We start from the raw sequence: 18,213 nt of genomic DNA on the forward strand, positions 1-18,213 counted from the left end.
CTATGCCTCTGAAAACGCTGAAGTACTTTTCCACCCTTTTTGTTCTCGCCCTCGCGCTGGTTGCAGGCTGGTGGATGTGGAATTTTTATATGCAGTCCCCCTGGACCCGTGACGGCAAAATTCGCGCTGAACAGGTCAGCATCACCCCGCAGGTGTCGGGAAGCATCACGACGCTGCTCGTTAAGGATAACCAGTACGTCAAAAAGGGTGAGGTACTCTTCCGGATCGACGATACCCCATACCACATCGCGATTCTGAACGCCGAGGCGCAGCTGGCAAAAGCCCAGTCAGACTTAGCGAAAGCGAATAACGAAGCCAACCGCCGCCGGCATTTATCGCAAAATTACATCTCAGCGGAAGATTTAGACACCGCCAACATCAACGTGAAAGCCATGCAGGCGAGCGTCAACGTGGCCGAAGCCACGCTGAAGCAGGCCCAGTGGGAGCTGACCCAAACGGTGATTACCGCGCCGGTTGACGGGTGGGTAACCAACCTTTCCGCTCGCGTGGGGAATTATGCCACCACGGGACAACCCGTTTTTGCCCTCGTCGACAGCCACTCCTTCTACGTGGTGGGCTATTTTGAAGAGACCAAGCTTCGCCATATTCGCGAGGGATCGCCCGCCGCCATTACGCTTTATAGCGGCTCGCAGAAGTTACAGGGTCACGTATCCAGCATTGGCCGCGCCATTTACGATCAAAGCGTCGAAACGGATTCCGGCCTGGTGCCGGACATCAAGCCGAACGTGCCCTGGGTGCGTCTCGCTCAGCGCGTGCCCGTTCGCGTGGAGTTTGACCATTTACCGCAGGACATCACGCTGGTCTCCGGCACCACCTGTACTGTCTCCATCGGAAACCGGTGATGAAGCTGCCAGCACTCTCCTGGCAAAACACGCCGTGGATCAAAGCGACGCGCCCTCAGTGGCGCTACGCGCTGCGTAACGGAATTGCCATGTGTCTGGCGCTGACCGTCGCCTATTACCTGAACCTGGATGAACCCTACTGGGCGATGACGTCTGCCGCGGTGGTGAGTTTTCCTACGGTCGGCGGGGTGATCAGTAAGAGCCTTGGACGCATCGCCGGCAGCCTGCTGGGTGCCACGGCGGCGTTAATTATCGCCGGCCATACGCTGAATGATCCGTGGATGTTCCTGCTGAGCATGGCGGCGTGGCTGGGGTGCTGTACCTGGGCCTGCGCCCATTTTACCAATAACGTCGCCTACGCTTTCCAGCTGGCGGGCTATACCGCCGCCATTATCGCCTTCCCGGTCGTCAACGTGCTCGACACCACCGAACTGTGGGATATCGCGCAGGCGCGCGTCTGTGAAGTCATTGTCGGGATCCTCAGCGGCGGCTTCATGATGATGATCCTCCCCAGCACCTCCGACGGCACCGCGCTTATCACCGCCCTCAAGACCATGCACACCCGGCTGCTTGAGCACGCGAGCCTGCTGTGGCAACCGGATACCAGCGATGAGATCCGCCTCGCGCATGAAAAGGTGATCGGACAGATCCTGACGATGAATCTGTTGCGTATTCAGGCGTTCTGGAGCCACTACCGCTTTCGTCGTCAGAACACCCTGCTAAATTATTTACTACACCAGCAGCTGCGTATGACCAGCGCCATCTCCAGCCTGCGCCGGATGCTGCTCAACTGGCCGACGCCGCCGGAAAACACCCGTGCCGTCATCGAAACGCTGCTCTCGGCTCTTGCGCGCCCGGATGCGGACATCTACACCGTTGCGAAGATCATCGCCCCGCTCGCCCCGGTTGATGAGTACGACTATCGCCATCGCGCCTTCTGGCAGCGTCTGAATTACTTTTGCCGACTCTACCTGCGCAGCAGCCGCTGGATTATCGCGGTTGAGAATGCCACGCCGGTCACGGAGTTCAACGTGCCCGGGAGCCCGGCTCTCGCCCGCCATACCGACTACCTGGAAGCACTGTGGAGCGGTTTTCGCACCTTCTGCGCGCTGATGCTGGTGGGGGCGTGGAGCATCACCACGCAGTGGGAGTCCGGTACGGCGGCCCTGACGCTTGCTGCCATCAGCTGCGTGCTTTACTCCGTCGCGGCCTCGCCGTTCAACTCGCTGACGCTCCTGCTACGCACCCTGGTGCTGCTGTCGTTGTTCAGTTTTGTGGTGAAGTTTGGCCTGATGGTGCAGATAAGCGATCTGTGGCAGTTCCTGCTGTTTCTGTTTCCGCTGTTGACCACCATGCAGCTACTCAAGCTGCAAATGCCAAAACAGGCGGGCCTCTGGGGGCAGCTGATTGTCTTTATGGGCTCGTTTATCTCCGTGACCAATCCGCCGGTTTATGATTACGCCGATTTTCTTAATGACAACCTGGCGAAAATCCTTGGCGTGGGGCTGGCGTGGCTGGCTTTCGCGGTGTTGCGCCCCGGCTCCGATGCCCGCAAAAGCCGCAGGCATATCCGGGAGTTACGCCGGGGGTTTGTGGACCAGCTCAGCCGTAAACCGCATCTTCGTGAAAACGAGTATGAATCGCTGGTGTATCACCACGTCAGCCAGCTCAATAACAGCCAGGACGCGCTCTCCCGGCGCTGGCTGCTGCGCTGGGGCGTGGTGCTGTTGAACTGTTCGCACGTGGTCTGGCAGCTTCGCGGGTGGGAAACACGTTCCGACCCGCTGTCGCAGGTTCGCGATGTGTGCATCTCTCTGCTGCGCGATGTGATGAGCGAACGCGGTGTCCAGCAGCGACCGCTGGCAACCACGCTGAATGAACTACAGCGGATCTGCGATACGCTTGCACGACATCATCTCCCCGCCGCCCGTGATTTGGCCTCGATAATCTGGCGGCTGCACTGCTCGCTGTCGCAGCTGGAACAGGCACCACCGCCGGGTACCATTGGGGATCAGATCACGCCGCAGGCATAACGCGCCCCGCCGCCGCCAAGCGGTTTAGGCTGATCGGACATATTGTCGCCGCCGACATGAATCATTAGCGCTTTACCTTTTACCTCATCCAGCTTTTTCAGACGCGGCGCGACAACGGGATCGGTGGCTTTACCGTCGTTATTGACCACCAGCACGGGCAGATCGCCCAGGTGTCCCATTCCATCCGGGCCCTCATGCTTGCCGGTATGCTGGGGATCCAGGTGCCCCCCTGCCGCTTCCGCCGCTGACGCTTTACCCTCTTTTAATGCGGGCTGACAGCTTCCTTTGGCGTGAACATGGAAACCATGCTCACCGGGAGGGAGTGCTTTGAGGTTGGGAGCGAACTCCAGCCCTTTGTCGGTTTCCGTGATTTTCACCGTACCGATGGACTGACCCACACCCTGAGAGGTGACGAGATTCATTTCCACTTCGTCGCTGGCTGCCTGCGCCCCTGCGCAAACAACCAGCGCGACCATTGCCAGAGCAAAACGCTTCATATGACCTCCGCTGGTTATTTTTTGCCCCTTAAGTGTATACCAGGGGCAAAGATTTCACCGGAAAGTCACCTTCTGGCGGTTTATGGCACGTCGTAACCCAGCGCGGCTTTGCGGATGCGGAACCACTGCTGGCGGGTCATCTGCAGCTCTTCAGCGGCCAGTGCAGAACGCACGCGTTCTATTTTGCCAGAACCAATAATGGGCAGCGGTTTTGACGGCAGACGAAGGATCCAGGCGTAAACCACCTGTTCGATGCTCTCCGCGTTCAGCTCGCGGGCGATAGTGTCCAGCTCGTTGCGCAGCGGCTGGAATTCATCATCATTAAACAGGCGTCCACCTCCCAGGCACGACCAGGCCATCGGGCGAATACGCAGCTGTTGCAGCTGGTCGAGGGTACCGTCCAGCAGCAGCGGCTGGTGTACCGGGGAGATCTCCACCTGGTTGGTGGCCAGGGTAAACGGCAGGCGAGACTGAAGCAGTGCAAACTGCGCCGGGGTAAAGTTGGAAACGCCAAAGTGACGCACTTTGCCGCTCTGATGCAGGTTCAGGAAGGCTTCTGCCACCTCATCGGCATCCATGAGCGGATCCGGACGGTGGATTAACAGCAGGTCGATACGGTCGGTCGCCAGATTGACCAGCGACTGCTCAGCGCTCTTGATGATATGCGCGCTGTCGGTGATGTAATGCCCAAGGGCGTGTTCCGGTTTTGCCGTGGTGGCAATCCCGCACTTCGTGACGATCTCCATGCGGTCGCGGAGTGCCGGAACCAGCTTAAGCGCCTCGCCGAATGCGGCTTCACACTGATAGGCACCGTAAATGTCCGCATGGTCGACCGTGGTAACGCCCAGATCGATATGCTCTTCAATAAAGCTCGCCAGCTGGAGGGGGGACATATTCCAGTCCATCAGGCGCCAGTAGCCCATCACAAAACGGGAGAATTCTGGCCCCTGGGGGGCAAGGGTAATTCGCTGAACCATAACATTTTCCTCAAGGACGTGATGTCATGAGTATACGCAATTACCGTGTTAAAAAAGTGAAGGTTGCTGGGGTTCTTCGGTCTCACCGGCTTTGTTTGCGCGTATTTTGCGCAGAAGACGCTGTCGGCAGAGGCGTAGCACCTCCTGCTTTTGCGTGTCGCTGAAGTTTTGCCAGTTGAAACGCTCGTCGCGGGTACGCATGCAGCCGCGGCAATATCCGCGTTCATCCACCTGACAAATCCCCCGGCACGGGCTCTGGATGGGGAAAAACTCCAGCTGCTCTGCCACACTCACCTCCGGATAACCACTCTCACCTACAGTGAAGACGCTAAACGCGCCACGTGCAAGGCCTATACCACAGATTTGTGGCATTAAGGTTTCACTAATCTTCCCTCTTTATACTCTGCCCATCATGACAATGACAGGTTTACCGATCGATGTGGTTAATCAAAAAGTTACAATGTAACGACATTAAATTTACTCTGGGCTGTGCACTCTTCTTTACGCTAATCAACGGGCTGTTTATCCAGCGCAGCTGGGCCATTATTGCCCCTGCGCACCTGCACGACATCCTCTTTGCCGCGTCCGTACCGCTGGTGCTGTTTTGCGGCTGGGTGATTGTCTTTAGCCTGCTGAATATCCCCTATATCCGCAAGCCGCTGCTGATTGTATTGACGATCGGATGCGCAGCGGCAACCTACTTTATGTACACCTACGGCGCGGTGATCGATCAGAACATGATTGTGAACGTGTTCGAAACCAACTCTCAGGAAGCGACAGCCCTGGTGACGCCGCAGATGATTCTGTGGATTGTTATCGCTGGCCTCGTGCCTTCCGTGGTGCTGGCGCTGACCCGCATTCGTACCGGGAAATGGTGGTATGCCCTGCTGACGCGCGTTGCCGCGATGCTTGGCGCCCTGCTGGTGATTATCCTGATTGCGGCAGTGTTTTATAAAGATTACGCCTCGCTGTTTCGCAACAACAAAAGCATCGTCAAAATGGTGACCCCGGCCAACTATGTCAGCGCGGTGGTGAAGTACAGCAAAATGCGCTGGTTTGCCGGCGATCAAACGCTGGTACGGATTGGCGAAGATGCCCATAAAGGGCCGTTGATTTCAGGTCAACAAAAGAAAACCGTTCTGATACTGGTCGTTGGGGAAGCCTCTCGCGCGGCGAACTACTCCCTGAATGGTTACGATCGTGAAACGAACCCGGAGCTGAAAAAGCAGGATGTCATTAACTTCCCGCAGGCCTCCTCATGCGGCACTGAAACCGCCGTTTCCGTTCCGTGCATGTTCTCGGGCATGACGCGTAGCAAATACGATGCCGACCTGGCGCACCATCAGGAAGGTCTGCTCGATGTGCTCAAGCATGCGGGTATCAACCTGCTGTGGCGCGACAACGACGGCGGCTGTAAAGGCGCCTGCGATCGCGTGCCGCATACCGATATGACGCAGTGGAGTCTGGATCAGTTCTGCAAAGACAAATCCTGTATTGATGATGTGAATTTCTACCGTCTGGACAATGTGCTGGATGGTCTGAAGCAGGACACGGTGCTGGTTATCCACCTGATGGGGAGCCACGGTCCGGCGTACTATCGCCGTTACCCGGACACTTTCCGTAAATTCACCCCAACCTGCGACACCAACGAGATTCAGGATTGCGATCATCAGGCGCTGATGAATACCTATGACAACACCATCCTGTATACCGACAGCATGGTCAGCAAAACCATTGATGCCCTGAAAGCACGCCAGGCAAGCATGAATACCGCGCTGATTTATCTCTCGGATCACGGTGAGTCACTGGGTGAAAGCGGCATTTATCTGCACGGGACGCCGTACATGCTGGCGCCGGAGCAGCAAACGCACATTCCGTTTATGTTCTGGCTGTCACCGGACTACGCGAAAAACTTTGGCATCAATGAACAGTGTTTACGCGACCATGCAGCAAAAAATGCGGTCTCCCAGGACAATTTATTCTCAACCGTATTGGGTATGATGGACGTCAAATCAACGGTTTATCAACAGCAGATGGATATTCTGAACGCATGTCGGCAATAAACTCGCTTGCATTAGACCGAACGGTCTATTAGAGTGCGGCCATGAGCAGAAATACTGAACACGATACCCGCGAACATCTACTGGCAACCGGCGAGCGTCTTTGCATGCATCGCGGGTTTACCGGTATGGGGTTGAGCGAGTTATTAAAAACCGCTGAGGTACCGAAGGGGTCGTTTTATCACTACTTCCGGTCCAAAGAGGCCTTTGGCGTGGCAATGCTGGAGCGTCATTACGCGGGCTACCACCAGCGTCTGGCGACCCACTTTGCGTCGGGGGAAGGAAACTATCGGGATCGTGTTCTGAACTACTATCAGGAAACGCTGAACCAGTTCTGTCAGCAGGGCATTATCAGCGGATGCCTGACGGTCAAACTGTCTGCCGAGGTGTGCGATCTTTCCGAAGATATGCGCTCGGCGATGGATAAGGGTGCCCGCGGCGTGATCGCCCTGCTGGCCCAGGCGCTGGAAAAAGGCCGCGACGAAAAAACGCTGGCCTTTTCCGGCGATCCCTTAATGCAGTCTCAGGTGCTCTACTCCCTCTGGTTAGGGGCCAACCTGCAGGCAAAAATTTCGCGCAGTGCCGTGCCGCTGGAAAGCGCGCTGGCACATGTGAAAAACAGCATTACTGCGCCTGGCGTATAACGGGCGCTTTTTATTTACCTTATCACTAGTCGACTGGTCTACTCAGGAGTCTTTATGTCAGCTGAAAAACTGTTTACCCCATTGAAAGTGGGTGCCGTCACGGCGCCAAACCGCGTGTTCATGGCTCCGCTGACCCGTCTGCGCAGCATTGAGCCGGGTGACATCCCCACCCCGCTGATGGGCGAATACTATCGTCAACGCGCAAGCTCTGGCCTGATCATCACCGAAGCCACGCAGATCTCTGCGCAGGCGAAGGGTTACGCCGGTGCGCCGGGCCTTCACAGCCCGGAACAGATCGCGGCATGGCAGAAAATCACCGCGGGCGTTCACGCTGAAGAGGGTCGTATTGCGGTCCAGCTGTGGCATACCGGTCGTATCTCACACAGCAGCATCCAGCCTGGCGGTCAGGCACCGGTCTCCGCGTCGGCCCTGAGCGCCAATACCCGTACTTCCCTGCGCGATGAAAACGGCAACGCGATCCGCGTGGATACCTCTATGCCGCGTGCGCTGGAGCTGGACGAAATCCCGGGGATTGTTAACGACTTCCGTCAGGCCGTGGCCAACGCCCGTGAAGCCGGCTTTGACCTGATTGAGCTACACTCCGCGCATGGCTATCTGCTGCACCAGTTCCTGTCACCGTCGTCTAACCACCGCACCGATCAGTACGGCGGCAGCGTCGAAAACCGCGCCCGTCTGGTGCTGGAAGTGGTGGATGCGGTATGCAAGGAGTGGAGCCCGGACCGTATCGGGATCCGCGTTTCCCCAATCGGGTCTTTCCAGAACGTCGACAATGGCCCGAACGAGGAAGCGGACGCGCTTTATCTGATTGAAGAGCTGGCCAAACGCGGTATTGCCTATCTTCACATGTCCGAGCCTGACTGGGCCGGCGGTAAGCCTTACACTGAAGCCTTCCGCCAGAAAGTGCGCGAGCGCTTCCACGGGGTGATCATCGGTGCAGGTGCCTATACGCCTGAGAAAGCCGAAGATCTGATTAATAAAGGGCTGATCGATGCCGTCGCGTTTGGCCGCGACTACATCGCCAACCCGGATCTGGTTGCTCGCCTGCAGAAAAAAGCGGCACTCAACCCGCAGCGTCCGGAAAGCTTCTACGGCGGCGGCGCGGAAGGCTACACCGACTACCCTTCACTGTAATCTCGCCATTGTTCATTGATAGCGGCGACAGTTCGCCGCTATACTAAAACATCGTTTCTGATCAAAAAGCTTTTTTATTCCATTGGTTAATGAGGAAATTATGCGCCTACTTCACACCATGCTGCGCGTTGGCGACCTGCAACGTTCTATCGATTTCTACACTAACGTCCTGGGCATGAAGCTGCTGCGCACCAGCGAAAACCCGGAATATAAATACTCACTGGCATTCGTGGGTTACGGCCCGGAAACGGATGAAGTGGTGATCGAGCTGACCTACAACTGGGGCGTTGACAGCTATGAGCTGGGCACGGCCTACGGCCATATCGCGCTGGAAGTGGATAACGCGGCCGACGCGTGCGAACGCATTCGCAAAAATGGCGGTAACGTCACGCGCGAAGCGGGCCCGGTAAAAGGCGGCACCACCGTGATTGCGTTTGTGGAAGATCCGGACGGTTACAAAATCGAGCTGATTGAAGCCAAAGATGCCGGTCGCGGTCTGGGCAACTGATCCCTCAGGGCGCAACGTGCGCCCGTAGTTTTACTGCATCACCCCGCAAAATTTGCCATAATGCGCTCTGCTTTTTCCCCATGTAAGAGACCCTGATGTCCGATAACGCTCAATTTAGCGGTCTGTGCGACCGTTTTCGTGGTTTTTATCCCGTTGTCATTGATGTAGAAACAGCCGGATTTAACGCTAAAACCGATGCGCTGCTCGAAATTGCCGCCATCACGCTGAAGATGGATGAACAGGGCTGGCTTACACCGGACACCACGCTGCATTTCCACGTTGAACCTTTCGAAGGGGCAAACTTACAGCCGGAAGCGCTGGCGTTTAACGGTATCGATCCGCATAACCCGCTGCGCGGTGCCGTCAGTGAATATGACGCGCTGCACGCCATTTTTAAAATGGTGCGTAAAGGCATGAAAGAGAGCAACTGCAGCCGCGCCATTATGGTGGCCCATAACGCCACCTTCGATCACAGCTTTACCATGGCTGCCGCGGAGCGCGCGTCGCTCAAACGCAACCCCTTCCACCCTTTTGTCACCTTCGACACCGCCGCGCTGAGCGGCCTGGCGCTGGGACAAACGGTGTTATCAAAGGCCTGTATTACGGCTGGCATTCCGTTCGACGGCACGCAGGCACACTCCGCGCTGTATGACACGGAGCGTACCGCAGAGCTGTTCTGTGAGATCGTCAACCGCTGGAAGCGTCTGGGCGGCTGGCCGCTGCCGATGGGTGATGAGGCCGAGCGCCAATCGTAGTTCGGATAAGCGCAGCACCACCCGACAAAAAAAAAGCGACCACATAGCAGGTCGCTTTTTTATTTCCGCAGTAAATTACTCTGCGTCCGGCTCTTCCGTTTTGTACTTCGCCGCGGTTTCTTTGATCAGCTGCTGCAGTTCACCGCGCTGATACATTTCAATCAGAATATCGCAACCGCCAACCAGTTCACCGTCTACCCACAGCTGTGGGAACGTCGGCCAGTTCGCGTACTTCGGCAGCTCAGCGCGGATGTCCGGGTTCTGCAGGATATCAACGTAAGCAAAACGCTCACCACAGGCAGACAGCGCCTGAACCGCTTGCGCGGAGAAGCCGCAGCTTGGCAGCTTTGGAGAACCTTTCATATACAGCAGAATCGGGTTTTCAGCGATCTGGCGCTGGATTTTTTCAATAGTGGTGCTCATGTCTTGCTTCCTTTAACTTCTGTTACGGCATTCGTCTGACATTGTAGCGGTTCAGACTGGCATCGGAAAATAACATTTTTGTCACGTATAGACATTTTACGCCGAGTCACGAAAAGTTGCATTGCAAATGGTGTTTACCCCTGCGGCGGCCAGGGTTTTGCTTAGGGAATGGGCAAATGTACAACAGAACGATGAATTTTTTTGCACTTGCTAACGAAACAGGATTAGAGATTGAAAAATGGTATTAACTTTCTGGCTTTTTATGGATTAGAATCGACGGGCTTTGTAAATCACACGCGGGTATTATTGATGACCTGCATTTATCAGGGGACTGCCCAGTGGCGCGGATAAATAAAATCTCGATCACGCTCTGTGCTTTACTGTTTACTTCACTCACCTTCACGCCAGTGGCGAATGCCTCTCAGCAGGCGCGGCATTCTGCTGTACAAAAAAACCATCTGGTGAAAGCCACAGAACGTAAGAAAAAAACCACCGCTAAGAACGACAAGAAAAAGACAAACACACAGACTAAAAAAACCGCTTCCAGCAAGACGAAAACCACTTCTTCCCGCACTGCCCACACCGCCAAAAGTAAAGCTTCGCAAACCGCCGCTAACCTCGTGACTGAAAAATGCATCGCGCGTAAAGGCCATAAGGCGAAATGCACCAAGGTCACCAAAATAGCGGAAGTGCATAAAGTACGCGTCCAGAAAGCGCAAAAAACCGCAATGAACAAGCTGATGGGGCAGATTGGCAAACCTTATCACTGGGGCGGGACTTCACCGCGTACCGGTTTTGACTGCAGCGGCCTCGTCTATTACGCCTATAAAGATCTGGTCAAGTTCCGCATTCCGCGCACCGCCAACGAAATGTACCACCTGCGCGACGCGTCCCCGGTCAACCGTGGAGAGCTGGAGAACGGCGATCTGGTCTTCTTCCGCACGCAGGGCCGCGGGACAGCTGACCACGTTGGCGTCTATGTCGGCAACGGAAAATTCATCCAGTCACCGCGTAGCGGCCAGGATATTCAGATCACCTCTCTCAGTGAAGACTACTGGGTACGCCATTACGTCGGCGCACGCCGCGTGATGACGCCGAAAACCATTCGCTAACCCCTGCCCTGCCACACCCGTGGCAGGGTAAGTTCCTCTTTTGCATACCCTTTCAATTTGCTATCCTGTCCTTGTTGTCTGTGTGGTTATTGACAACACAAAATACAATAAGGAGAGAAGCAATGTCGTTCGAATTACCTGCACTACCGTATGCAAAAGACGCCCTGGCCCCGCACATTTCTGCGGAAACCCTGGAATATCACTACGGCAAGCATCACCAGACGTACGTCACCAACCTGAACAATTTGATTAAGGGCACCGATTTTGAAGGCAAAACGCTGGAAGAGATCGTGCGCAGTTCTGAGGGTGGCGTATTCAACAACGCCGCTCAAGTGTGGAACCACACCTTCTACTGGCACTGCCTGGCGCCAAACGCCGGTGGCGAACCTGTCGGTGAACTGGCTACCGCCATCAATGCCGCCTTTGGCAGCTTCGCGGATTTCAAAGCGAAGTTCACCGATGCCGCCATCAAGAACTTCGGTTCGGGCTGGACGTGGCTGGTCAAAGAGGCGGATGGCAAACTGGCTATCGTGTCCACCTCTAACGCGGGCACCCCGCTGACCACCAGCGCTAAGCCGCTGATGACCGTGGACGTATGGGAACACGCTTACTACATCGATTACCGTAACGCGCGCCCTAACTACCTGGAGCACTTCTGGGCACTGGTTAACTGGGACTTTGTGGCGAAGAACTTCGCCGCGTAAGAGACACGCAGAAGGGTTCGCCCTTCTGCGTTTTTGGTTTATTCCGCAGCGCAGGCTGCTTCTGGCTGTTTACGACCCGACATCATCACCAGCAGCAGGCCGAGCGCGGCAATAATCGCCCCCATCACCGGCACAAAACTGTACCCCAGCCCCCCTGAAATCACGGCCCCACCGGCCGCCGCACCGAGCGCATTGCCCAGGTTAAAGGCACCAATATTGACCGAGGATGAGAGGCCCGGCGCTTCATGCGCGACGCGCATCACGCGCATCTGCAGCGGTGGCACCACAGCGAACGTTGCAGCCCCCCAGACGACCATCGCCACCGCGGCGCCAAACTCGTTACGCGCCAGCCACGGAATGGCGATCATGATAACAATCAGCAGGATTAAGAAGCCCTTCAGCGTTCCGCTCACCGAACGGTCGGCAAATTTCCCGCCGAGATAGTTGCCAATCGAGAAGCCCACGCCAATTAGCACCAGCATCGCGGTCACAAAGAGAGGCGTTGCGTGGGTGATGTCATGCAGCACAGGTGAAATATATGTGTAGAGGGTAAACATCGCCCCTGCCCCCAGCACGGTCGTAAGCAGCGCAGAGAGCACCTGCGGGCGCACCAGCACCGACAGCTCTCTGCGTACGTCAGGGCGTTCACCCGCGCTGCCTTTTGGCAGGGAGAAGAACAACGCCACCATCGCGACTACGCCCAGTCCGGCCGTCGCCAGGAAGGACATCCTCCAGCCAATGACCTCGCCCAGCCAGGTTGCCGCAGGAACGCCGCCAATGTTAGCAATGGTCAGGCCCATAAACATGGTGGCCACGGCGCTGGCCTGCTTATGTTTTGGCACCACGCTTGCCGCCACAACCGACCCCAGCCCAAAGAACGCGCCGTGGTTGAGGCTGGTCAGAATACGCGACAGCATCAGCGTGGTGTAGTCCGGCGAAATGGCCGAAAGCACGTTACCGAGGGTGAAAATCGCCATCAGGAAAATGAGCGCATTGCGGCGCGCGCGGTGCGAAAGGAGAAGCGTCATTAGCGGCGCCCCCACCATCACGCCGATAGCGTAGGCGCTGATTAACATGCCTGCCGCAGGGATCGAGACGTCCACGCCGCGGGCGATGACGGGCAGTAACCCCATCGGGGAGAATTCAGTGGTGCCAATCCCAAAAGCGCCAATCGCCAGGGCCAGCAGGGGAAAATTGATTTTCATGCGTCAACTCCGGATGCCGTGTCATGTGGTGACACAGAACAAAGAAGCGGAAAGCATGACATCAATCACAAAAAATGAGAAGTTAACAAAATGGCAAAAGATTTTTGCCTTAGGAGTAACAATCGGGGTGAGCGGGAGGGAGAAGGCTCTCCCTCCGCGTAAATCAGTGCAGTGCGGCCGTCAGACCCGCCGCGACAATCAGAGCCAGCACAACAACGGTGGTGAACAGCGAAAACTTCAGATCGGAACTCATCAATTTTTCTCCTTTTAATCCCCCCACGAAAAGTGAGCCTGCTCATTTTTGCATAATTTACGTCAAAAATCTTCCTGGATTTAGGCTGATAAACACTTTACCTCTTCCCCTTTTCATCAAGATAGGACAAAATTCCACGCTAAATTTATTAGCGTACCGGCCATTGACCCCCTCCTGACGTCCCGTGTCGTTTTCCCGGCGTGCCGCAATTCAAGATTGCGTGATAAGGGTGAGAGAAGGCAAACGTTTACCTTCAAGTTTTTCAGGAGTTTAGGATATGGTCTGGAGTGACATTTAATGGCAACAATTAAAGACGTAGCAAAACGCGCAAACGTTTCCACTACAACCGTATCACATGTAATTAACAAAACCCGCTTCGTGGCGGAAGAGACGCGCAACGCCGTCTGGGCAGCGATCAAAGAGCTGCACTATTCCCCAAGTGCGGTTGCGCGCAGCCTCAAGGTTAATCACACCAAATCCATTGGATTGCTGGCCACCAGCAGTGAAGCGGCCTATTTTGCCGAAATCATTGAAGCGGTAGAGAAGAACTGCTTCCAGAAAGGCTATACCCTGATTCTGGGCAACGCATGGAACAGCATAGAAAAACAGCGTGCCTACCTGTCGATGATGGCGCAGAAGCGCGTGGATGGCCTGCTGGTGATGTGTTCCGAGTACCCGGAATCCGTGCTGTCGATGCTCGAAGAGTATCGCCATATCCCCATGGTGGTCATGGACTGGGGTGAAGCGCGCGCGGACTTCACCGACTCCGTTATCGACAACGCCTTTGAAGGCGGTTACATGGCGGGTCGTTACCTGATCGAACGCGGTCACCGCGAGATTGGCGTGATCCCGGGTCCGCTGGAGCGTAACACCGGCGCGGGCCGTCTGGCCGGTTTTATGAAAGCGATGGAAGAAGCGCTGATCACCGTGCCGGAAAACTGGATCGTGCAGGGCGACTTTGAGCCGGAATCAGGCTATCGCGCAATGCAGCAGATCGTTTCCCAGCCGCACCGCCCGACCGCCGTTTTCTGCGGGGGTGACATCATGGCCATGGGTGCGCTCTGCGCCGCCGATGAGCTGGGCCTGCGCGTACCGCAGGATATTTCCGTGATCGGGTATGACAACGTGCGTAACGCGCGCTTCTTCACCCCGGCGCTGACAACCATTCACCAGCCAAAAGATTCGCTGGGCGAAACGGCCTTCAATATGCTGCTGGACAGAATCGTCAACAAACGCGAAGAGTCGCAGTCCATTGAAGTTCACCCACGCCTGATTGAACGCCGTTCCGTTGCGGATGGTCCGTTCCGCGACTACCGTCGTTAATCCTTTGACGGGGCCAGCTACGCTGGCTCCCGTAACCATTCCCGGTTTAGCGTTTCGCTGTCTCCCAGATAATCCAGCAGCCAGGCCATGGCGGGCGAGACATCATTTTGTTGCCAGGTCAGGCAGCAGGCCGCGTCCGGGAACGGATTCTCCAGCGTCAGTTCAACCCATTCTCCGGTATCGATGCGCGGACGCGCAAAATGAACGGGCACCATCGCGACGCACAGCCCGGCGCTGAGGCACGTCGCCGATGATTCCCAGTCAGGAGCCACCACCCGCCGCTGGTTGTCCAGAAGCCAGGTGATACGCTTGGGCAGTGAACGGGACGTATCCTCCAGCACCAGCGAGGGCCAGTTACGCAGCGTATCGTCGCTCAGCGGCCCGTCCATCGCCGCCAGGGGATGATCGCGTGCCACCACGCATTTCCAGCTCAGCATCCCCATGTCGCGAAAGGCGTAACGTCCCCCAACCGGGATCGCCTGCGTAGCGCCAATCGCCATCTCCGCCCTGCCGTCCGCCAGCGCATCCCACACCCCGTTGAACACCTCCTGCGAGACCCGCAGCTCAACGTCAGAGAAATGACGATAGAAATCCACGATCATCTGCCGGGTGCGTTCCGGCTTCACGATGTTATCCACCGCGATGGAGAGATGTCCCCGCCAGCCGTTGGCGATCTGCTGGCACTGTTCGCGGGTGATCTGCATTTTTTTGATAACAGAACGCCCTTCCTTCAAAAACCACGCGCCTGCGGGCGTTAATTCCACGTCGCGATGCCGCCGTTCAAACAGCGGAACCGCCAGCCACTCCTCAAGCTGACGCACCGTGTAGCTGATGGCCGAAGGGACGCGGTGCAACTCCTGCGCTGCACCGCTAAAGCTGCCGTTACGCGCAACAGCATCGACCACTTCAAGAGAATAATCTGACCACATTTTCTGCCTGCAAAAAATTTGAATGCACCCGCCAAATATTAGCGTTTCACAAGCCGCTTTGCACTCCCTACACTCTGCGCCAACGTACACCTGCCTCCTCAGGAGAATAAGAGAATGCAACCCAGGAAAGGATTTTTAGTCTGGCTCGGCGGCTTAAGCGTGCTGGGCTTTTTGGCCACCGACATGTACCTGCCCGCGTTTGCCGCGATGCAGGAAGACCTGCAAACCCCTGCGGCGGCCATCAGCGCCAGCCTGAGCCTGTTCCTTGCCGGTTTTGCTTTCGCGCAGCTCCTGTGGGGACCGCTCTCGGATCGCTTTGGCCGTAAACCGGTACTGCTGCTGGGTCTGGCCATTTTTGCCGTGGGCTGCCTGGGGATGTTGTGGGTGCGCGATGCTACCTGGCTACTGGTGCTGCGCTTTATTCAGGCCGTGGGCGTCTGTGCTGCGGCGGTGACCTGGCAGGCGCTGGTGACCGACTACTATCCGGCTAACCGCACAAACCGTATTTTCGCCACTATTATGCCGCTGGTGGGTCTTTCCCCTGCCCTGGCTCCGCTGCTGGGCAGCTGGATCCTCGCACACTTTGACTGGCAGGCCATTTTTGCCACGCTGTTTGCTATCACGCTGGTGCTGATGCTGCCGGCGTTTGCCCTTAAGCCCGCGCATAAAAAAGAGGCGCATGCCGACGCGAAGCCGATTACCTTCACCTCCCTGCTGAGCGCCAAGGCGTATCGCGGGAATGTCCTGATTTATGCCGCCTGTTCGGCCAGCTTCTTCGCGTGGCTCACCGGCTCGCCGTTTATTCTGCACGATATGGGCTACAGCCCGGCGGCCATCGGTCTAAGCTATGTTCCGCAGACCATCGCGTTCCTGGTGGGCGGGTACGGCTGCCGCGCGGCGCTGCAAAAATGGGAAGGCCAGCAAATGCTGCCATGGCTGCTGGTGCTCTATGCGCTGAGCGTCATCGGTACCTGGGCCGTCGGGTTTATTCCGGGCGCGGGCCTGGCTGAAATTTTGATTCCCTTCTGCGTGATGGCCGTGGCGAACGGGGCGATTTACCCGATCGTGGTGGCACAGGCGTTACGTCCGTTCCCGCAGGCGACAGGCCGCGCCGCCGCGCTGCAAAATACCCTGCAGCTGGGTCTGTGCTTCCTGGCAAGCCTGGTGGTCTCGGCGCTGATTGCGACACCGCTGTTAACCACCACCAGCGTGATGCTGGTCACCGTTGCGCTGGCGGTATTGGGTTACCGCATGCAGGCGTCCGCGCAGCGTGAGCAGGATAGCGGTGCGCAGGTGGAAACCTCGCATGCCTGATTGCGCCAGAAATCATGTTACATTTCAGTGATTAGGTTGCTAACAATTTTCTATTGAATCACCAAATTTTGAGGCCTATACTAAATTTGGTTCGATTAAATACGATAAATATTAAGTGTTAACGGGAGCCGGAGTGCTTCCGTTTTACCATGGAAGGCATTTCGGCAAGGGTTATCTCCCTTCCTCTGTTCTACGTCGGATACTAGCCTCGCGGTATTTACCGTGAGATTTCTCACAAACCAAAAAAAGCGTCTACGCTGTTTGAAGGTTCTGATCACATCAGGGTGATGGAGAAGCTATGAGTTCATCGTGTATAGAAGAAGTCAGCGTTCCGGACGACAACTGGTCCCGGATCGTCAGTGAACTGTTAGGTCGAGCAGGCATCACTATCAACGGATCTTCGCCATCCGATCCCCAGGTTAAACATCCCGACTTTTTTAAACGCGTGTTGCGGGAAGGGTCGTTAGGCCTGGGAGAAAGTTATATGGACGGCTGGTGGGATTGTGAACGGCTGGATATCTTTTTTGCCAGCGTGTTGCGTGCCGGTCTGGAAAATCAACTCCCCCGTAATCTGAAAGACACCCTGCGTGTCGCCTCTGCCCGACTGTTTAACTTGCAAAGTAAAAAACGCGCCTGGATCGTCGGCAAAGAGCATTACGATCTCGGCAATGACCTTTTCAGCCGCATGCTGGACCCTTTCATGCAATACTCCTGCGCCTACTGGAAAGACGCGTCGACGCTTGAGGAAGCACAGCAGGCCAAGCTGCGTCTGATCAGTGAAAAGCTGCAGCTACAGCCCGGCATGCGCGTGCTGGATATCGGCTGCGGCTGGGGCGGGCTGGCGTATTTTATGGCGAAGCACTATGGCGTCAGCGTGGTCGGCGTGACGATCTCAGCGGAACAGCAAAAAATGGCGCGAGAGCGCTGTCAGGGTCTTGATGTGGATATCCGGCTGCAGGACTACCGTGACCTGAACGAGCAGTTCGACCGGATCGTTTCCGTCGGCATGTTCGAGCACGTGGGGCCAAAAAACTACGATACCTACTTTGAGGTGGTGGATCGTAATCTGAAACCGGACGGGCTCTTCCTGCTGCACACCATCGGCTCTAAGCGGACCGACAATAATGTTGACCCGTGGATCAATAAATACATCTTTCCGAATGGCTGTTTACCGTCCGTTCGCCAGATCGCCAACGCCAGTGAATCCCATTTCGTGATGGAAGACTGGCATAACTTTGGCGCGGACTACGACACCACCTTAATGGCGTGGCATGAACGTTTCCAGAAAGCCTGGCCCGAGATTGCGGACAACTATTCAGAACGATTCAAACGGATGTTTAGCTATTATCTGAATGCCTGCGCGGGGGCGTTTCGCGCACGGGATATTCAGCTCTGGCAGGTGGTATTCAGCCGGGGGATCGAACACGGACTGCGTGTCGCACGCTAAAAAAATAACCCCGG

At 56.3% G+C, this 18,213-nt stretch carries 19 protein-coding genes; 12 read left to right on the plus strand and 7 right to left on the minus strand.

The window, feature by feature from the left end:
* Positions 1 to 2 precede the first annotated feature (2 nt).
* Positions 3 to 863 (plus strand): efflux RND transporter periplasmic adaptor subunit, encoded by an 861-nt coding sequence (locus BMW97_RS04375; protein ID WP_045910330.1) that lies wholly within the window; start codon positions 3 to 5, stop codon positions 861 to 863.
* Entirely contained in the window at positions 863 to 2,896 is a 2,034-nt protein-coding gene (locus BMW97_RS04380) for an FUSC family protein (protein ID WP_045910329.1), read from the plus strand. The genes BMW97_RS04375 and BMW97_RS04380 overlap by 1 nt, the downstream gene beginning before the upstream one ends.
* On the opposite strand, the gene sodC is transcribed toward BMW97_RS04380, so the two are convergent.
* From sodC to BMW97_RS04395, 3 genes are all read right to left on the minus strand, one after another.
* Positions 2,875 to 3,393 (minus strand): superoxide dismutase [Cu-Zn] SodC, encoded by a 519-nt coding sequence (gene sodC / locus BMW97_RS04385; protein WP_048030739.1) that lies wholly within the window; start codon positions 3,391 to 3,393, stop codon positions 2,875 to 2,877. The genes BMW97_RS04380 and sodC overlap by 22 nt on opposite strands.
* Before the next feature lie 80 nt (positions 3,394 to 3,473).
* Entirely contained in the window at positions 3,474 to 4,370 is an 897-nt protein-coding gene (locus BMW97_RS04390; RefSeq protein ID WP_045910328.1) for an aldo/keto reductase, read from the minus strand.
* Positions 4,371 to 4,418: 48 nt separating this feature from the next.
* Positions 4,419 to 4,658 (minus strand): DUF1289 domain-containing protein, encoded by a 240-nt coding sequence (locus BMW97_RS04395; protein ID WP_008500587.1) that lies wholly within the window; start codon positions 4,656 to 4,658, stop codon positions 4,419 to 4,421.
* A 149-nt stretch (positions 4,659 to 4,807) separates the two neighbouring features.
* Between BMW97_RS04395 and eptA the strand changes: the two genes are divergently transcribed.
* From eptA to rnt, 5 genes are all read left to right on the plus strand, one after another.
* Positions 4,808 to 6,433 carry a phosphoethanolamine transferase EptA gene (eptA, locus tag BMW97_RS04400; protein WP_045910327.1) on the plus strand — a complete coding sequence of 542 codons (1,626 nt, stop codon included), beginning with the start codon at positions 4,808 to 4,810 and terminating at the stop codon, positions 6,431 to 6,433.
* Between the two features lie 41 nt (positions 6,434 to 6,474).
* On the plus strand, positions 6,475 to 7,074 hold the full coding sequence (locus BMW97_RS04405) for a TetR/AcrR family transcriptional regulator (RefSeq protein ID WP_045910326.1): 600 nt from the start codon (positions 6,475 to 6,477) through the stop codon (positions 7,072 to 7,074).
* Positions 7,075 to 7,128: 54 nt separating this feature from the next.
* A complete protein-coding gene (locus BMW97_RS04410) occupies positions 7,129 to 8,226 on the plus strand; it encodes an alkene reductase (protein ID WP_039023853.1) in 1,098 nt (365 codons plus the stop codon).
* A gap of 100 nt (positions 8,227 to 8,326) precedes the next feature.
* Positions 8,327 to 8,734 carry a lactoylglutathione lyase gene (gene gloA / locus BMW97_RS04415; protein ID WP_045910325.1) on the plus strand — a complete coding sequence of 136 codons (408 nt, stop codon included), beginning with the start codon at positions 8,327 to 8,329 and terminating at the stop codon, positions 8,732 to 8,734.
* A gap of 95 nt (positions 8,735 to 8,829) precedes the next feature.
* Positions 8,830 to 9,489: a ribonuclease T gene (gene rnt / locus BMW97_RS04420; protein WP_023618191.1), complete on the plus strand. Its 660-nt coding sequence runs from the start codon at positions 8,830 to 8,832 to the stop codon at positions 9,487 to 9,489.
* A gap of 75 nt (positions 9,490 to 9,564) precedes the next feature.
* On the opposite strand, the gene grxD is transcribed toward rnt, so the two are convergent.
* Complete coding sequence (grxD, locus tag BMW97_RS04425; protein WP_003832760.1) at positions 9,565 to 9,912, minus strand: monothiol glutaredoxin 4; 348 nt, start codon at positions 9,910 to 9,912, stop codon at positions 9,565 to 9,567.
* 338 nt (positions 9,913 to 10,250) lie between these two features.
* Here grxD and BMW97_RS04430 point away from each other — a divergent pair, with 338 nt between their 5' ends.
* Both BMW97_RS04430 and sodB read left to right on the plus strand, forming a co-directional pair.
* Positions 10,251 to 11,024: a C40 family peptidase gene (locus BMW97_RS04430; RefSeq protein WP_023327204.1), complete on the plus strand. Its 774-nt coding sequence runs from the start codon at positions 10,251 to 10,253 to the stop codon at positions 11,022 to 11,024.
* Between the two features lie 122 nt (positions 11,025 to 11,146).
* On the plus strand, positions 11,147 to 11,728 hold the full coding sequence (gene sodB, locus BMW97_RS04435) for a superoxide dismutase [Fe] (protein ID WP_029739795.1): 582 nt from the start codon (positions 11,147 to 11,149) through the stop codon (positions 11,726 to 11,728).
* 38 nt (positions 11,729 to 11,766) lie between these two features.
* Here the strand turns inward: sodB and BMW97_RS04440 are convergent, their stop codons facing one another.
* Complete coding sequence (locus tag BMW97_RS04440; RefSeq protein ID WP_045910324.1) at positions 11,767 to 12,933, minus strand: MFS transporter; 1,167 nt, start codon at positions 12,931 to 12,933, stop codon at positions 11,767 to 11,769.
* Positions 12,934 to 13,096: 163 nt separating this feature from the next.
* Positions 13,097 to 13,186, minus strand: coding sequence for a cytochrome bd-I oxidase subunit CydH (locus BMW97_RS04445; RefSeq protein WP_008500596.1), 90 nt, complete (start codon positions 13,184 to 13,186; stop codon positions 13,097 to 13,099).
* Between the two features lie 297 nt (positions 13,187 to 13,483).
* Here BMW97_RS04445 and purR point away from each other — a divergent pair, with 297 nt between their 5' ends.
* Positions 13,484 to 14,509: an HTH-type transcriptional repressor PurR gene (gene purR, locus BMW97_RS04455; protein ID WP_008500597.1), complete on the plus strand. Its 1,026-nt coding sequence runs from the start codon at positions 13,484 to 13,486 to the stop codon at positions 14,507 to 14,509.
* A 17-nt stretch (positions 14,510 to 14,526) separates the two neighbouring features.
* Here purR and punR read toward each other — a convergent pair whose 3' ends face one another.
* A complete protein-coding gene (punR, locus tag BMW97_RS04460) occupies positions 14,527 to 15,438 on the minus strand; it encodes a DNA-binding transcriptional activator PunR (RefSeq protein ID WP_045910323.1) in 912 nt (303 codons plus the stop codon).
* Positions 15,439 to 15,552: 114 nt separating this feature from the next.
* Between punR and punC the strand changes: the two genes are divergently transcribed.
* Both punC and cfa read left to right on the plus strand, forming a co-directional pair.
* Positions 15,553 to 16,752, plus strand: coding sequence for a purine nucleoside transporter PunC (gene punC, locus BMW97_RS04465; protein WP_045910322.1), 1,200 nt, complete (start codon positions 15,553 to 15,555; stop codon positions 16,750 to 16,752).
* Between the two features lie 298 nt (positions 16,753 to 17,050).
* The gene (cfa, locus tag BMW97_RS04470) at positions 17,051 to 18,199 is read left to right on the plus strand and encodes a cyclopropane fatty acyl phospholipid synthase (protein WP_045910321.1); all 1,149 of its coding nucleotides are present in this window, start codon (positions 17,051 to 17,053) and stop codon (positions 18,197 to 18,199) included.
* The last annotated feature ends 14 nt before the right edge of the window (positions 18,200 to 18,213 follow it).

Source organism: Enterobacter sp. NFIX58 (genome assembly GCF_900110475.1).
GTDB lineage: Bacteria > Pseudomonadota > Gammaproteobacteria > Enterobacterales > Enterobacteriaceae > Enterobacter > Enterobacter quasiroggenkampii.

Bases quoted from the DNA above. Each gene is read 5' to 3' on its own strand.
- BMW97_RS04410 (WP_039023853.1), top strand. From the start codon at position 7,129: ATGTCAGCTGAAAAACTGTTTACCCCATTGAAAGTGGGTGCCGTCACG.
- eptA (WP_045910327.1), top strand. From the start codon at position 4,808: ATGTGGTTAATCAAAAAGTTACAATGTAACGACATTAAATTTACTCTG.
- BMW97_RS04405 (WP_045910326.1), top strand. From the start codon at position 6,475: ATGAGCAGAAATACTGAACACGATACCCGCGAACATCTACTGGCAACC.
- BMW97_RS04380 (WP_045910329.1), top strand. From the start codon at position 863: ATGAAGCTGCCAGCACTCTCCTGGCAAAACACGCCGTGGATCAAAGCG.
- gloA (WP_045910325.1), top strand. From the start codon at position 8,327: ATGCGCCTACTTCACACCATGCTGCGCGTTGGCGACCTGCAACGTTCT.
- purR (WP_008500597.1), top strand. From the start codon at position 13,484: ATGGCAACAATTAAAGACGTAGCAAAACGCGCAAACGTTTCCACTACA.
- punC (WP_045910322.1), top strand. From the start codon at position 15,553: ATGCAACCCAGGAAAGGATTTTTAGTCTGGCTCGGCGGCTTAAGCGTG.
- sodC (WP_048030739.1), bottom strand. From the start codon at position 3,393: ATGAAGCGTTTTGCTCTGGCAATGGTCGCGCTGGTTGTTTGCGCAGGG.
- grxD (WP_003832760.1), bottom strand. From the start codon at position 9,912: ATGAGCACCACTATTGAAAAAATCCAGCGCCAGATCGCTGAAAACCCG.
- rnt (WP_023618191.1), top strand. From the start codon at position 8,830: ATGTCCGATAACGCTCAATTTAGCGGTCTGTGCGACCGTTTTCGTGGT.
- BMW97_RS04390 (WP_045910328.1), bottom strand. From the start codon at position 4,370: ATGGTTCAGCGAATTACCCTTGCCCCCCAGGGGCCAGAATTCTCCCGT.
- cfa (WP_045910321.1), top strand. From the start codon at position 17,051: ATGAGTTCATCGTGTATAGAAGAAGTCAGCGTTCCGGACGACAACTGG.
- sodB (WP_029739795.1), top strand. From the start codon at position 11,147: ATGTCGTTCGAATTACCTGCACTACCGTATGCAAAAGACGCCCTGGCC.
- punR (WP_045910323.1), bottom strand. From the start codon at position 15,438: ATGTGGTCAGATTATTCTCTTGAAGTGGTCGATGCTGTTGCGCGTAAC.
- BMW97_RS04440 (WP_045910324.1), bottom strand. From the start codon at position 12,933: ATGAAAATCAATTTTCCCCTGCTGGCCCTGGCGATTGGCGCTTTTGGG.
- BMW97_RS04445 (WP_008500596.1), bottom strand. From the start codon at position 13,186: ATGAGTTCCGATCTGAAGTTTTCGCTGTTCACCACCGTTGTTGTGCTG.
- BMW97_RS04375 (WP_045910330.1), top strand. From the start codon at position 3: ATGCCTCTGAAAACGCTGAAGTACTTTTCCACCCTTTTTGTTCTCGCC.